At 65.2% G+C, this 13,612-nt stretch carries 8 protein-coding genes; 6 read left to right on the forward strand and 2 right to left on the reverse strand.

Annotated features, from left to right (window positions below; genetic code table 11):
* Positions 1–47: 47 nt before the first annotated feature.
* On the reverse strand, positions 48–1,406 hold the full coding sequence (locus tag PMI20_RS14890) for a glutamine synthetase family protein (RefSeq protein ID WP_007925419.1): 1,359 nt from the start codon (positions 1,404–1,406) through the stop codon (positions 48–50).
* 162 nt (positions 1,407–1,568) lie between these two features.
* Between PMI20_RS14890 and PMI20_RS14895 the strand changes: the two genes are divergently transcribed.
* Positions 1,569–2,474 carry a helix-turn-helix domain-containing protein gene (locus PMI20_RS14895; RefSeq protein ID WP_007925420.1) on the forward strand — a complete coding sequence of 302 codons (906 nt, stop codon included), beginning with the start codon at positions 1,569–1,571 and terminating at the stop codon, positions 2,472–2,474.
* Between the two features lie 45 nt (positions 2,475–2,519).
* Here the strand turns inward: PMI20_RS14895 and PMI20_RS14900 are convergent, their stop codons facing one another.
* On the reverse strand, positions 2,520–5,234 hold the full coding sequence (locus PMI20_RS14900; RefSeq protein WP_007925421.1) for a membrane protein: 2,715 nt from the start codon (positions 5,232–5,234) through the stop codon (positions 2,520–2,522).
* Positions 5,235–5,524: 290 nt separating this feature from the next.
* Here PMI20_RS14900 and PMI20_RS14905 point away from each other — a divergent pair, with 290 nt between their 5' ends.
* From PMI20_RS14905 to PMI20_RS14925, 5 genes are all read left to right on the forward strand, one after another.
* Positions 5,525–7,669 (forward strand): phosphocholine-specific phospholipase C, encoded by a 2,145-nt coding sequence (locus PMI20_RS14905; protein WP_037034589.1) that lies wholly within the window; start codon positions 5,525–5,527, stop codon positions 7,667–7,669.
* 226 nt (positions 7,670–7,895) lie between these two features.
* Positions 7,896–8,405, forward strand: coding sequence for a sigma-70 family RNA polymerase sigma factor (locus PMI20_RS14910; protein WP_007925423.1), 510 nt, complete (start codon positions 7,896–7,898; stop codon positions 8,403–8,405).
* Positions 8,405–9,382, forward strand: coding sequence for a FecR domain-containing protein (locus PMI20_RS14915; protein WP_007925424.1), 978 nt, complete (start codon positions 8,405–8,407; stop codon positions 9,380–9,382). The genes PMI20_RS14910 and PMI20_RS14915 overlap by 1 nt, the downstream gene beginning before the upstream one ends.
* A gap of 69 nt (positions 9,383–9,451) precedes the next feature.
* The gene (locus PMI20_RS14920; RefSeq protein ID WP_007925425.1) at positions 9,452–11,866 is read left to right on the forward strand and encodes a TonB-dependent receptor; all 2,415 of its coding nucleotides are present in this window, start codon (positions 9,452–9,454) and stop codon (positions 11,864–11,866) included.
* Between the two features lie 360 nt (positions 11,867–12,226).
* Positions 12,227–13,603 (forward strand): diaminobutyrate--2-oxoglutarate transaminase, encoded by a 1,377-nt coding sequence (locus PMI20_RS14925; protein ID WP_007925426.1) that lies wholly within the window; start codon positions 12,227–12,229, stop codon positions 13,601–13,603.
* Positions 13,604–13,612: the final 9 nt, after the last annotated feature.

Consider the following 13,612-nt stretch of genomic DNA (forward strand, 5'->3'; position numbering starts at 1 on the left):
GCAGCGGCTACAACGGAGTGCGCGGCAGCGCCCGAATCGCGCAGGCCTCAGACGCTGAGCAACAGGAACTCGCGCTCCCAGGAACTGATCACGCGCTTGAAGTTCTCGTGCTCGGCGCGTTTCACCGCGACGTAGCCGCGCACGAACTTGCTGCCCAGGTAGCGCTCGATGGTCGGGCACTCTTCCATGCGGGTCAGGGCGTCTTCGATGGTGATCGGCAGGCGCAGGTTGCGCCGCTCATAGGCCCGGCCTTCCACCGCGGCGCTCGGCTCGAGGCCCTCGACCATGCCCAGGTAGCCGCACAGCAGGCTGGCGGCGATGGCCAGGTAAGGGTTGGCGTCGGCGCCGGGCAGGCGGTTTTCCACGCGCATGGCTTCCGGGCCGGAGGTCGGCACCCGCAGGCCGACGGTGCGGTTCTCTTCGCCCCATTCGACATTGACCGGCGCCGAGGTGTCCGGCAGGAAGCGGCGGAACGAATTGACGTTGGGCGCGAACATCGGCAGCACCTGGGGGATGTACTTCTGCAACCCGCCGATATGGTGGCGGAACAGCTCGCTCATGCGGCCCTCGGCGTCGGCGAAGATCGGCTTGCCGGTGGCGCTGTCGACCACGCTCTGGTGCAGGTGCATGGCGCTGCCGGGTTCGTCGGCCACCGGCTTGGCCATGAAGGTGGCGGTGACGTTGTGCTTGAGCGCGGCCTCGCGCAGGGTGCGCTTGAACACGGTGATCTGGTCGGCCAGGTCGAGGGCGTCGCCGTGGCGGAAGTTGATTTCCATCTGCGCCGGGCCGTCTTCGTGGATCAGCGTATCGAGGTCCAGGCCCTGGGCTTCGCACCAGTCGTAGACATCCTCGAACAGCGGGTCGAATTCGTTGGCGGCGTCGATGGAGAACGACTGGCGTCCGCTTTCGGCCCGGCCGGAGCGGCCCAGCGGCGCCTTCAGCGGCAGGTCCGGGTCTTCGCAGCGCTGGGTCAGGTAGAACTCCATCTCCGGCGCGACGATCGGCTGCCAGCCCTTGTCGGCGTACAGCTGCAGGACTTTCTTCAGCACGTTGCGCGGCGACAGCTCGATGGGGTTGCCGAACTTGTCGAAGGTGTCGTGGATGACGATGGCGGTCGGCTCGATGGCCCAGGGCACCAGGTAAATGCCCGAGGCGTCGGGGCGGCAGACCATGTCGATGTCCGCCGGGTCCAGCAGGTCGTAGTAGATGTCGTCGTCGACGAAGTCCCCGGTTACCGTTTGCAACAGCACACTTTCCGGCAGGCGCATGCCTCGCTCATGCAGGAACTTGTTGGTGGGCGCTATCTTGCCGCGGGCGATGCCGGTCAGGTCGCTGACCACACACTCCACTTCGGTAATCTTGTGTTCTTTCAGCCAGGTAGACAGCTGATCGAAAGGGGCATTCATAAGGACCTCGTCAATGATTGTCGGTGACGCGCCAGCACTTGGAGTCGCCCATCAAGGCTTCCCCTGTGGCGCGTTGACGACTATCTTGGGCAAGCCTCGCGGTTCCATCTATCCACTTTAAGCAGCACCAAAGCGCACCAAAAGAGTGCGCAAGGTCCCTTCATGACAGCGTCGACAGCTCTCCAGGTCCAGGCCTTCAACACCTTCGATGTGGCCGATCAGATCCGTGCCACCCCGGGTTGGGTGCAGCATTACCAGCAGATGTCGCCCGGGCATTTCGCCGGGCAGGTGCGTTATCTGGACCTGCAAGGGGTGCAGATCTACGAGGAGTGCATGAACACCCGGGTCGAGCAGAATTTCAGCGCGCCGCAGGACTCCCTGGCGTTCTGTTTCGATCGCAGCGACAACGCCCTGTACCTGCTCAACGGCGAGAGCCGCAACATCTGGATCACCCCGGAGAACTACCAGGAAATCGCCGTGGTGTTCGGCCCGGAATTCGTCCGCGGCCATGGCCTCGACGCGCAGCGCCTCGACGGCCTGTTCCTGGCGCCGCTCAACTGCGGGCAGAACGCCTTGTTCAGCCGCTGGCTCAGCACGACCCTGACGCGCCTGTCGCAGACCCTCGACCCACCCAGCCGCGAAGCCCTGACCCAGCAGTTGCTCGAGGACTGCCTGTTTATCCTCGACAACGCCTGCGTACGCCTGGACGGTGGCGGCCTGCGCCGGCGCGCCGAGGAGCGGGCGATCATGCAGCGGGTGGCCCAGTGGGCGGCGGACGGCCCGGAAGACAGCCTCAACCTGCTGGAGTTGGCGCAGGTGGCCGGGGTTTCCCTGCGCCAGTTGCAAGGCGCGTTCAAGGCCTTCGCCGGCATGGCGCCGACCCAGTGGCTGCGCCTGCGCCGGCTGAACAGTGCGCACCGCGAACTGCTGCGCCGCGGTCCGGACGAAACCACCGTGGCCGAGGTGGCCATGCGCTGGTCGTTCTGGCACCTCGGGCGGTTTTCCAGCAGCTACCGCGCGCTGTTCAAGGAACTGCCGAGCGAGACCCTGCGCCGCGGCCAGCGTTGAGCTGTTCCTGACCGCGGGCCCGCAGGGTCGGCGCCATTTCCAGTGTCATGCGCGGGGATGCCTGTCTGCCGAAGGGCGGCGCTGGCCATTGCGGCTCGGCCGCGGCGGCTTGGGCTGGTCATCCTCATGCGCGCTTCCCGCAGGGTGTTCGCGCAGGTAGCGCCACAGCGCCTGGGCGATGGCATCGCTGTTGACCCCCTTGCCGAAGACCTGCTGGCCGATGCTCAAGCCGAGCTGGCGGTAGCTTTCGAACTGCGCCTCGTCGAAGAACTGGTCGACGGTGGGCTGGTTGGGGAAGGACGTGTTGATCAGCGCGTAGTTCTGCACGTCCGGCGATACCGAGGGGATCAGCCGGGGCTTGAGTACCAGGATGCGACTGACCAGGGTGTCCGGCTCGGTGCAGGCGTAGACGTTGAGCAGCAGCGCGCAATGCGGGTCCGCCGGCGACGGCGCGATCTTGAAGTCCTCCATGCGCCCGAACACCTTGCCCAGTACATCGTCCCCGGTGATCTCTGCGTCTTCCCTGATCTCCAGGCCGTGGTCGATACGCGCCAGGCGGATGAGATTGCTCAGGTCGTCGAACCGGTAATCGGGATCGCAGCCACAGTCGCACATCACGATCAGCTCGACCTGGCGCTCCTGGCGCAGCAGTTCATAGGCCGCCGTGTTCTCGAAGTGGCCGCCGTCCGAGAGGTACTGATAGGCGCGCCGATGGCCATGGAAGTGCGCGGTCAGTTCGTAGAACAGGTAGGTCTGGGTCGGCAGCCAGCGCGACAGCTTCAGGCCCAGGGATTGCCTGGGCTTTTCCGGTTTAGCGTCGATAAAGCGGCTGGGCCACCAGTTGCCCAGGCGCACGTTGGCCAGGCCCAGCAGCAGCGACATGCCCAGGCTGGTGGCGCGCCCCAGGCCGGTGGTGAAGGCCGCGCCGGAAACGCCGATCCACTGGCCGATGGTCAGCGGGTAGGCGATTTCCGAAGCGGGGATATTCTCCAGGTCGCGCTGATAGACCTTGCCATCGAGGATGAAGGCCCCTTCGCCCTTGACGCTGCCCGGCGCCAGGCACAGCGGCTTGCCCTTGCGGTCGCGCTGCACCAGTTGTTCGGCGGGGTCGACCGTGAGGTTCATGGTCACGTTGATCAGGTGCAGCGGGCCGGCGTTCGGCGTGCCGTAGTAGTGCTCGACGCTGATGTCGTCGTTGCTCAGTGGCTCGGCCACGCTCATGTGCTTGCGCCGTTGCTCGGGCGTGCCGTCGAAGCGCTTGCCGTTGGTGGCGCCCATGTAGGCGCGGACCAGGCGCGCGCTGTAGTAGGACTGCAACGACGAGGTATTGAGGAAACCGACGAAGCGGCTGCTGACCCAGGTCAGGGCCGCCGCCACCCCGGCCAGCAGGGCCAGCCGCAGCACATGCCCGTTTTCCAGCAGGTTGAAGCTGCCATCGGCAGCGAACCACACCACGAACAGCATCCACGCCAGGCAGACCGCCGCCAGCAACAGCAGGCCACCGACCAGGCTCATGACCTCCAGGGGCAGCAGGCGCAGCCAGTCCGGCAGGCTCTTCTCGTCCCGCAACAGCGCCAGGCGGCGCACCAGCCAGATCAGCAGCGGAAGAATGCCGATGGAGCCCTGGGTCAGGGTCTGCAGGTGCAGGTAGATTGTTTCGGAGAGCGACACCAGGAACGCGGCGAACAGCAGTACCCCGAGAGCCATGATGATCTGCGACAGCACCCGGGTGACCTCGACCCGGTAGTTGCGCACGGTAAAGATCCCGTCTTCGTCGTTGGCCTTGCGGGTGCGGTATTTCAGGCGCCAGATCAGCAGCCAGGCGTAGGCGATGCCCAGCAGCGCGATGGCCGCGAACCCGAGGAACAGGTGGCGCACGTTGGGCCTGTCGTCCGGCTGTTGCAGCACGGCCCAGATGCCGATGAAGACCAGTGCCATCACCGTGCAAGCCACGGCCGCCAGGTTGCTCAGGGCCGGAGGATTGCTCAGGCTGTTTTTCGGCAGCACCAGCCAGTAGGCCAGGCAGCAGGGCAGCAAGCCGAGGAGGAACACCGCGCCGGGCAGCAGGAACAGATTGGGCAGGTACTTCACTTGCAACAGCATCAGCAACGACAGGATCAGGACGATCGGCATGCCGATGACGAAGTGCAGCGACAGCCAGTTGCGCCAGGTGATCGCCAGGGCGTAGAGCGCGTCCCCCGAGCCGGTCGGGGTCAGGTAGCGGCCGTTCTCCCGGAGCCAGGCCGTGGGTCCCTTGCCGATGTCTTTGTCGCTGACGCTGGCGTAGTCGGTGTGGGTGCTGATACGTCCCGGCGGCTCGTAGTGCAGGACCTCATAGGCGTTGACCGCCGCGGTCCTGGCCGCTTGCTGGGCGGGCGACAGGGGCGAGGCTTCGGCGCGCTCCTGGGCCTGCTCCCGGCGCAGGCGATTGGGGATGAACAGGCTGGAGAAGAAACTGCCGATATAACCGCCGCCGCTGACCGTGCAGAGGTAGTCGAAACGCGGCAGCAGGGTGGTGGTGAGGTTGTCTTGCGGTGTCTTCGACGGTCGTGGGTTGGCCTGTTCCGGCGCATTGGCCCGGGCCATCGCCTGCAGCACCCCCAGGCAAAAGGTGGCGCTGCGGATGCCGCCCCCGGACAGCGCCAGCCCCCAGATCCTGGGAGGCTGGCCGGCCGGCGCGGCAAGGTATTTGAGACCCAATGCAGTACGGCGGTTCTCGATGCGCTTCCTTTCCCCCTCGTAGTGCTGGGTCGAGTCCATGATTGCTCCTTGCAAACTGAAGTAGTGGCATTGTGCAAATAGGATTAAAGCAGAACGCCGTCACATTTTTCCGAATACAAGGAGCAACTCGGGATGAAGTTCACGAAATATTCTTTATTTAGAAATGTAATTAAAAATCATCGGCTTAGAGAGTTAATGCGGCTGTATCAAGATCTGTGAATGCCTTGACCGCAGCCTGCAACCGCCGTGTAACTTGCTTGTTACTTGAGGTCACTACTTTGCGTGGGTCGCTATTTCCCGCCCTGTAACTTCAAGGAATTCAACCGCGTATGCCTACTCTCACTCGCAGGAAGCTCATGCAGGCCGCCGCCATCGGCTCGGCCTTTACCTTACTGCCAGACTCCATCCGTCAGGCCCTGGCGATCCCCGCCAACAACCGCACCGGCACTATCCGTGACGTCGAGCACGTGGTGATCCTGATGCAGGAAAACCGCTCCTTCGACCATTACTTCGGCACCTTGCCCGGGGTTCGCGGTTTCAGCGACCGCTTCACCATCCCGCTGCCCGGCAAGCGTTCGGTGTGGGAGCAGCAGGGCATCGGGCGAGTGGTGTTGCCGTACCACCTGGACAGCTCGCGGGGCAACGCGCAGCGGGTCAACGGCACGCCGCATTCGTGGATCGACGAGCACGCGGCCTGGGGTAGCGGGCGCATGAGCGCCTGGCCGACTTTCAAGACCAACACGTCCATGGGCTACTACCGCGAGCAGGAGCTGCCGTTCCAGTTCGCCCTGGCCAACACCTTCACCCTGTGCGATGCCTACCACTGCTCGGTGCACGCCGGGACCAACCCTAACCGTCTGTTCCACTGGACCGGCACCAACGGCCCGACCGGCGCCAACGTGGCGGCGGTGGTCAACGAATGGGACGGCCCGGGCGCGGTGGACGTCGGCTACACCTGGAAAACCTACCCCGAGCGCCTGGAAGAGCGGGGCGTCAGCTGGAAGATCTACCAGTACCTGCCGGACAACTTCGGCGACAACCCGCTGGCCGGTTTCCGCCAGTACCGCCGTGCCAGCGTGGCGGCCGGCAACCCGGCGCAGCCGCCGGAAGACTTCACCGCCTTCGTGCCGTACAGCGATGCGCTGAATGCCCGGGTGCCACTGTACAAGGGCAATGGCAACACCTTGCCGGCGCGCAGCGGCAGCGACCTGGAGGGCATGATCGCCGGGTTCCGCAACGATGTGCAGCAGGGCAAGCTGCCCAAGGTCAGCTGGATCGTCGCCCCGGCCACCTATTCCGAGCACCCGGGGCCGTCGAGCCCGGTGCAGGGCGGCTGGTTCACCCAGGAAATCCTCAAGGCGCTGACCGACAACCCCGAGGTCTGGAGCAAGACCGTGCTGCTGGTCAACTACGACGAGAACGACGGTTTCTTCGACCATCTGCCGTCGCCCTCGGCACCTTCACGGCGCCTGGACGGCAGCTTCGCCGGCAAGTCCACGGTGGATTTCGACAGTGAGGTGTTCACCCACCCGGCGCCACCGGGGACCACCCAGCAACCGCGTCCGGACGGCGGCATCTACGGCCCCGGCCCGCGGGTGCCGATGCTGGTGCTGTCGCCCTGGAGCCGCGGCGGCTGGGTCAACTCCCAGGCGTTCGACCACACCTCGGTCCTGCAATTTCTCGAGAAGCGCTTCGGCGTGCGCGAGCCGAACATCAGCGCCTGGCGCCGTGCCGTGTGCGGCGACCTGACCTCGGCGTTCAACTTCGTCAATCCCAACAGCGAAATCCTCCCGCCGCTGCACACCACCACCCGCCAGGCCGCGGACCTTTTGCGCCAGCGCCAGGAACAACTGGCCCAGGTGCCGCTGCCGGACCCCAGCCGCCAGCAACTGCCGCAGCAGCAACGCGTGGCCCGGCCATCGCGGGCCTTGCCATATCGGCTGAATGTCGAGGCCAAGGCCAAGCGCAAGGCGTTGAGCCTGACCCTGAGCCTGCAGAACAGCGGCGAGCAGGGTGCGGTGTTCCATGTCTACGATCGCCTGCACCTGCTGGACATTCCCCGTCGCTATACGGTGGAGGCGGGCAAGCAGCTCAAGGACAGCTGGCAGACCGCGGGCCGCTACAAGCTGTGGCTGCTGGGGCCTAACGGCTTCCACCGCAGCTTCCACGGCAACCTGCTGGAGCGTCAGCCCGAGGTGTCGATGTTCAGCCGCGGCAACAACCTGCAGCTGACCCTGAGCAACCCGGGCAAGGAGCCGGTATCGATCACTATCGAGCGTTGCCCCTACACCCATCAGGGGCCATGGCGTTTCGACGTGCCCGGGCGCAGCGAGGTCCACCAGATGTTCGCCTGCCAGGCCAGCGGCGGCTGGTACGACCTGACCCTGCGCGGCGAGGGCGGCTGGCTGCGGCGCCTGGCCGGGCGCCTGGAAACCGGTGCGCACAGCATCAGCGACCCGCTGATGGGCGTGTAAGCGCGCACCCGTGCCCGGCCCGCAAGGGGCCGGGCGCTGTTTCAGCAGCCGACCGGGTGCTTCACCTGGATCTCTTCAGCCCCTGGGACCATGGTTCCAGAGCACCCGCCGATGTTCCCCAGCAGACGAAAACCAGAACCCAATCACACGAAAGGACTTGGTTTGCCTTATGAATATTAATTAGAATCAGTCTCATTTGAATAATCCTTCGCGCAGGGCTCTTGACATGATTGAAGCAGCGACGCCACCGGAGCAAAGCCTACATGCCCTGTACCGCGACCATCGCAGCTGGCTCGAGAGCTGGTTGCGCCAGCGCATGGGCAACGCCTGGGATGCGGCGGACCTGAGCCAGGACACCTTCCTGCGCGTGCTCACCAGCTCCCAGCAGCTGGTCGACCTGCGCGAACCGCGGGCCTACCTGGTGACTGTGGGCAAGCGTCTGCTGAGCAACTTCTACACCCGGCGCAAACTGGAGCAGGCCTACCTGGATGCGCTGGCCAGCCTGCCCGAAGACAGCGTGCCGTCCCCGGAACAGCGCTGGGTGCTGCTGGAAACCCTGCAAGCCCTCGACGAATTGCTCGACGGCCTGCCGCCCCTGGTGCGCCGGGCGTTTCTCTGGAGCCAGCTGGAAGGGCTGGGTTATCGCGAGATCGCCGAACGCCTCGACGTCTCGGAACGCACGGTCAAGCGCTACATGGCCCAGGCCTACGAACACTGCCTGCTGGTGGAGCTGTGATGCGCTCGGCGCCGTCCAGCGAAACCCGCGAGGTGGCCCGCGCGGCGGCCCAGTGGCTGGCGCTGCTGGAGTCCGGCGCGGCCAACGCCGACGATCACGCACGCCTGCAGCACTGGCGCAACAGCAACAGCCGTCACGAAAGCGCCTGGCAGAAAGCGCAGCTGCTGCGCCAGCGTTTCTCAGCGCTACCCTCGGCCCTGGCGCTGGCCACCCTGGATCGTCCCGAGCCGTCGCGGCGCGCGGTACTCAAGCGCGCCCTCGGCGTCGCCGCACTGGTGCCGACCGCCTGGCTGCTGGGGCGCCAACTGCCCCTGGACGTATGGCGCGCCGACCTGCAGACCGGCACTGGCGAACATCGCAAATTGTCCCTGGCCGATGGCAGCGCCTTGCAGTTGAACACCGCCAGCGCGGTCAACGTCGACCTGGGCGCCCGGCAGGTGACCCTGGTGCGCGGCGAGATGGCGCTCAAGGTCACCGGCAGCGCGCCGCTGACCATCCAGGCGCCTTATGGCCGCATCGTCGTCAGCCGCAGCGAAGTCTGCGTGCGCCTCAATGAACACGATTGCCGCGTGTCGGTGGTCAGCGGCTCGGTGCAGTTGCAACCCTTGTTCGGCCCGCAACTGCAGTTGCGCGAAGGCCAGCGGGTGCGGCTGCGGGTGGACGGCGCCGGGCAGATCGATGCCTTCGACGCGCAGTTGCCGGGCTGGCGCGACGGCGTGCTGATGGCGCAGAACCAGCCCCTGGGGGATTTCCTGCGCGAGCTCGGTCGTTATCGCCCGGGCCTGCTGCGCTGGGAACCGGAACTGGAAGCCCTGCGCGTCACCGGCAGCTTCCGTCTCGACAACACCGACCGCGTGCTGTCGCTGCTGGCCGCCAGCCTGCCGCTGGAGGTGCATTCGCGCACCCGTTATTGGGTCACCCTGACTTCGGCCAAAGAAACGCCGCCGACAAACACCTCGCAAAAAAATATTGGCTGAAGCCTGTCCCTTTTTTTCGCCTCGCCGGTCATTCCAGGTAAGTGAACAAAAAAACGAGAGCTTCCTCCCATGCCCGTAGTATTGCCATACCGTTTGCGTCCGGTTTCCCCCGGACTGTTGCAGTTGGGCCTCATCCTGACACTCAGTTCCAGCCCGTTATTCATCCAGGCCAGTTGGGCCGACGACGCTGCGCGGCGCAGCTACCAGGTGCCGGCCGGCCCGCTGAGTGCCGCGCTGACCCGTTTCGCCGGCCTCGCCGGGGTCAACCTGTCGGTGGACCCGCAGCTGGTCAGCGGCCGCAACAGCAGCGGCCTGTCCGGCGAGTACGGGGTGGAGGAGGGCTTTGCCCGCTTGCTGCAAGGCTCCGGCCTGCAACTGCAACCGGTGGGTGAGCAGGCGTACATCCTGACCCCGGCTCCGCAAGGCAGCAGCCTGCAACTGGCGCCGACTTCGATTCTCGGCGCCAGCGGCGCGACCGACAGCGACGTCTTCGCCGGTGGCCAGGTGGCGCGCCGTGGCTCGCAAGGCCTGCTGGGCTCGAAGGACTTCATGGAAACGCCGTTCAGCATGACCACCTACACCAGCGAAGTGGTGAAGAACCAGCAGGCGCGGACCCTCGGCGACCTGATCGCCAGCGACCCCTCGGTGCGCGCCACCAACCCGGCGGGCGGCCGTTACGAGCAGTTCACCATCCGCGGCTTCAGCCTGTTCAACAGCGATGTCGCCTACAACGGCCTGTACGGCGTGCTGCCGACCTACACCATCGACATGGAAATGGCCGACCGGGTGGACATCCTCAAGGGCCCGACCCAGTTGATCAACGGCATCTCGCCGCGGGGCAGCGTCGGCGGCGGGATCAACGTGGTGCCCAAGCGCGCCACCGACAAGCCCATCACCGAATTCACCGGCAGCTATGCCTCCGACAGCCAGCTCGGCGGCGCGGTGGACATCGGCCGGCGCTTCGGCGAGGACAACAAGTTCGGCGTGCGCCTGAACGCGGTCAAGCAGTCCGGCGACACCGAATGGGATCACCAGAGCGTCGATCGTGAAATGGCGGTGCTGGGCCTGGACTTCCGTGGCGAACGCCTGCGCCTGTCGACCGACATCGGCCACACCGAGCGCGACACCGACGCGCCCCAGGAGCGGGTGCAGATAGGCGCCAACGCCAAGGTGCCGGACGCGGATGACGTGCGGCACAACTATGCGCAGTCCTGGAGCAAGGCACGTACCAAGGACACCTTCGGCACGGTCAATGCCGAATACGACGTCAACGACTCGATCATGCTGTACGGCGGCGTCGGCGCGCGCAAAAGCAACCACGACTTCCTGCGCCATGCCGTGTCGATCACCAACGACGCCGGCGACTTCAGCGTGCAGCCGCGCGACTTCACCCGCGACGAAAACGTGCGCACCACCACGGCGGGCGTGCGCAGCTGGTTCCACACCGGCCCGGTGAGCCATGAGGTCAACCTGGCGGCCAGCTACTTCTACATGGATTTCGAAAACGGCGGCGCGCGCTATGCCGCGTCCCCCAGCAACCTCTACAACCCGCGGCCGACGCCGACCCCGTCGCGGCCGACGCGCTTCGACCCCAAGGTCTACACCGAGAACCGCTTCAGCGGTGTGGCGCTGTCCGACACCCTGGGCTTCTTCGATGACCGCCTGCTGCTGACCCTCGGCGCACGCTGGCAACGGGTCAAGGTCGACGACTGGAGCGACGGCGTCAAAGGCGACACCGCCTACGACGAGGAAAAGGTCTCGCCTTCGGGTGGCCTGCTGTTCAAGGCCACCGATCAGTTGTCGCTGTACGTCAACTACATGGAAGGCCTGAGCCAGGGCAAGATCGCGCCGTCGACCTCGATCAACGAAGACGAAATCTTCCCGCCGTTCATCAGCCGCCAGGTCGAGGCTGGCGCCAAGTATGACGCCGGGGCCTTCGCCCTGACCGCCGCGGTGTTCCGCATCAAGCAGCCGGCCTACGAGACCAACGCCACCACCCGGGTCTTCGGCCCGAACGGCAAGCGCCAGAACGACGGCGTCGAGCTCAGCGTGTTCGGCGAACCGCTCAAGGGCTTCCGCCTGCTGGGCGGGGTGATGTACATCGACAGCGAACTGAAGGACACCACCAACGGCACCTTCGACGGCAACCGCGCGCCGGCCACGCCGAAGTACAACGTCAACCTGGGGGCCGAGTGGGACGTGCCGAAGGTCCAGGGCCTGACCCTGACCGCACGCGGCATCTACTCCAGCTCGCAGTACCTGGACCAGGCCAACAGCAAGGAAATCGACTCCTGGGAGCGTTTCGACCTGGGCGCGCGCTACGCCTTCAAGCTCGACGACAAGGACATCACCTTGCGCGCCAATGTCGAGAACGTGCTGGACAAGCGTTACTGGAGTTCGGCCGGGGCCTCGGACGACAGCGAGCCGGGCTTGACCCTGGCGACACCGCGGACCCTGTTGCTTTCGGCAACCGTGGGTTTCTAAGAAACGATGCGGACCGGCGCCACAGGGAAGGGCGCACCGCCGTGTTGGTCATGACCGGTTCCTTTGGTCGAGGAAGAAAGTATGCCCGTTATCAGTTGATCAACTTGCTCGCCTCTTGAATGAGGTATTGGCCATTTAATGGCAACTAATGAAGTTGTCGGAAAGATGGCAATAACATGGCAGTTTCATACGTCATAAATGACGTTTTACCAAGTTTATCAACTTGGTTTTTGGCGTGGGCGCGATAGTTGACTTATATCCGCAAGTGCCGTGCGACTATTCCAAATAAGTTTGAATAAGTAGTTGCGCGTTTTTATTAATGATAATAATTTGCATGTCGAATTTAACGAGGGTGAACAGATGTTGAATGATGGCATATTGCGCACTAGTCCTCTGCAAAAGACCAATGCCGACTATCTGGCCCGGCAAGGCAAGTTCGAATCCAATGTGCGCAGTTACCCGCGCAAGTTGCCACTGGCCATCGCCAAGGCGCATGGGGTCTGGGTCACCGACGTCGAAGGCAAGACCTATCTGGACTGCCTGGCTGGCGCCGGCACCCTGGCCCTGGGGCACAACCACCCGGCGATCATGGCCAGTCTCGACAGTTTCCTGGCCTCGGGCCTGCCCATGCACACCCTGGACCTGACCACCGTGGTCAAGGACGCTTTCAGCGAAACCCTGCTCAGCCTGCTGCCGGGCCAGGGCCGCGACTACTGCCTGCAATTCTGCGGGCCGTCCGGGGCGGACGCGGTGGAAGCGGCGCTGAAGCTGGCCAAGACCCATACCGGGCGGCACAACGTCATCAGTTTCTCCGGGGCCTACCACGGCATGACCCACGGCGCCCTGGCGCTGACCGGCAATACCGCGCCCAAGCACGCCATCGCCGGCCTGATGCCGGGCGTGCAGTTCATGCCGTACCCCCACGAATACCGCTGCCCGCTGGGGATCGGCGGCGAGGCCGGGGTCGAGGCGCTGACCCATTACTTCACCCAGTTCATCGAAGACGTGGAAAGCGGCGTGTCGCTGCCGGCGGCGGTGATTCTCGAGGCGGTGCAGGGCGAGGGCGGGGTCAACTGCGCGCCGGCCAGCTGGCTGCGGGCGATCCGCGAAGTGACCCGCCAGCACGGCATCGTGCTGATCCTCGATGAGGTGCAGGCCGGCTTTGCCCGCACCGGCAAGATGTTCGCCTTCGAGCACGCCGGCATCGAGCCGGACATGATCGTCATGTCCAAGGCGGTGGGCGGCGGCCTGCCGATGGCGGTGCTGGGCATCAAGCGCGAATTCGATGCCTGGGAGCCGGGCAACCACGCTGGCACCTTCCGCGGCAACCAGATGGCCATGGCCGCGGGCCTGGCGACCCTGCAGGTGTTGCGCGAGCAGAACATCGCGGCCCTGGCCGAGCGCCGCGGGCAGTGGCTCAAGGAGCAATTGACGGCCTTGCAGCCGAGCTATCCGGCCCTGGGCCAGGTGCGCGGGCGTGGCCTGATGCTGGGCATCGAGATCGTCGACGAACGCCAGCCGGCCGACCGCCACGGGCATTTCCCCTCGGACCCGGGCCTGGCCGTGGCCATCCAGCAGCACTGCTTCAAACAGGGCCTGCTGCTGGAGCGCGGCGGACGCCGCGGCAATGTGATCCGCCTGTTGCCGCCGCTGGTCATCGACGACGAACAGTGCCAGCAAGTTATCCAGCGATTTACTCGCGCAATGGCGGACGCCTTATTGCAGGCACGTGCTTGAAGTGCTGTT

The sequence above is a fragment of the Pseudomonas sp. GM17 genome (genome assembly GCF_000282175.2).
Classification (GTDB): domain Bacteria; phylum Pseudomonadota; class Gammaproteobacteria; order Pseudomonadales; family Pseudomonadaceae; genus Aquipseudomonas; species Aquipseudomonas chlororaphis.

Coding starts and splice junctions, on each gene's coding strand:
- PMI20_RS14890 (WP_007925419.1), bottom strand. CDS start 1,406: ATGAATGCCCCTTTCGATCAGCTGTCTACCTGGCTGAAAGAACACAAG.
- PMI20_RS14895 (WP_007925420.1), top strand. CDS start 1,569: ATGACAGCGTCGACAGCTCTCCAGGTCCAGGCCTTCAACACCTTCGAT.
- PMI20_RS14900 (WP_007925421.1), bottom strand. CDS start 5,234: ATGGACTCGACCCAGCACTACGAGGGGGAAAGGAAGCGCATCGAGAAC.
- PMI20_RS14905 (WP_037034589.1), top strand. CDS start 5,525: ATGCCTACTCTCACTCGCAGGAAGCTCATGCAGGCCGCCGCCATCGGC.
- PMI20_RS14910 (WP_007925423.1), top strand. CDS start 7,896: ATGATTGAAGCAGCGACGCCACCGGAGCAAAGCCTACATGCCCTGTAC.
- PMI20_RS14915 (WP_007925424.1), top strand. CDS start 8,405: ATGCGCTCGGCGCCGTCCAGCGAAACCCGCGAGGTGGCCCGCGCGGCG.
- PMI20_RS14920 (WP_007925425.1), top strand. CDS start 9,452: ATGCCCGTAGTATTGCCATACCGTTTGCGTCCGGTTTCCCCCGGACTG.
- PMI20_RS14925 (WP_007925426.1), top strand. CDS start 12,227: ATGTTGAATGATGGCATATTGCGCACTAGTCCTCTGCAAAAGACCAAT.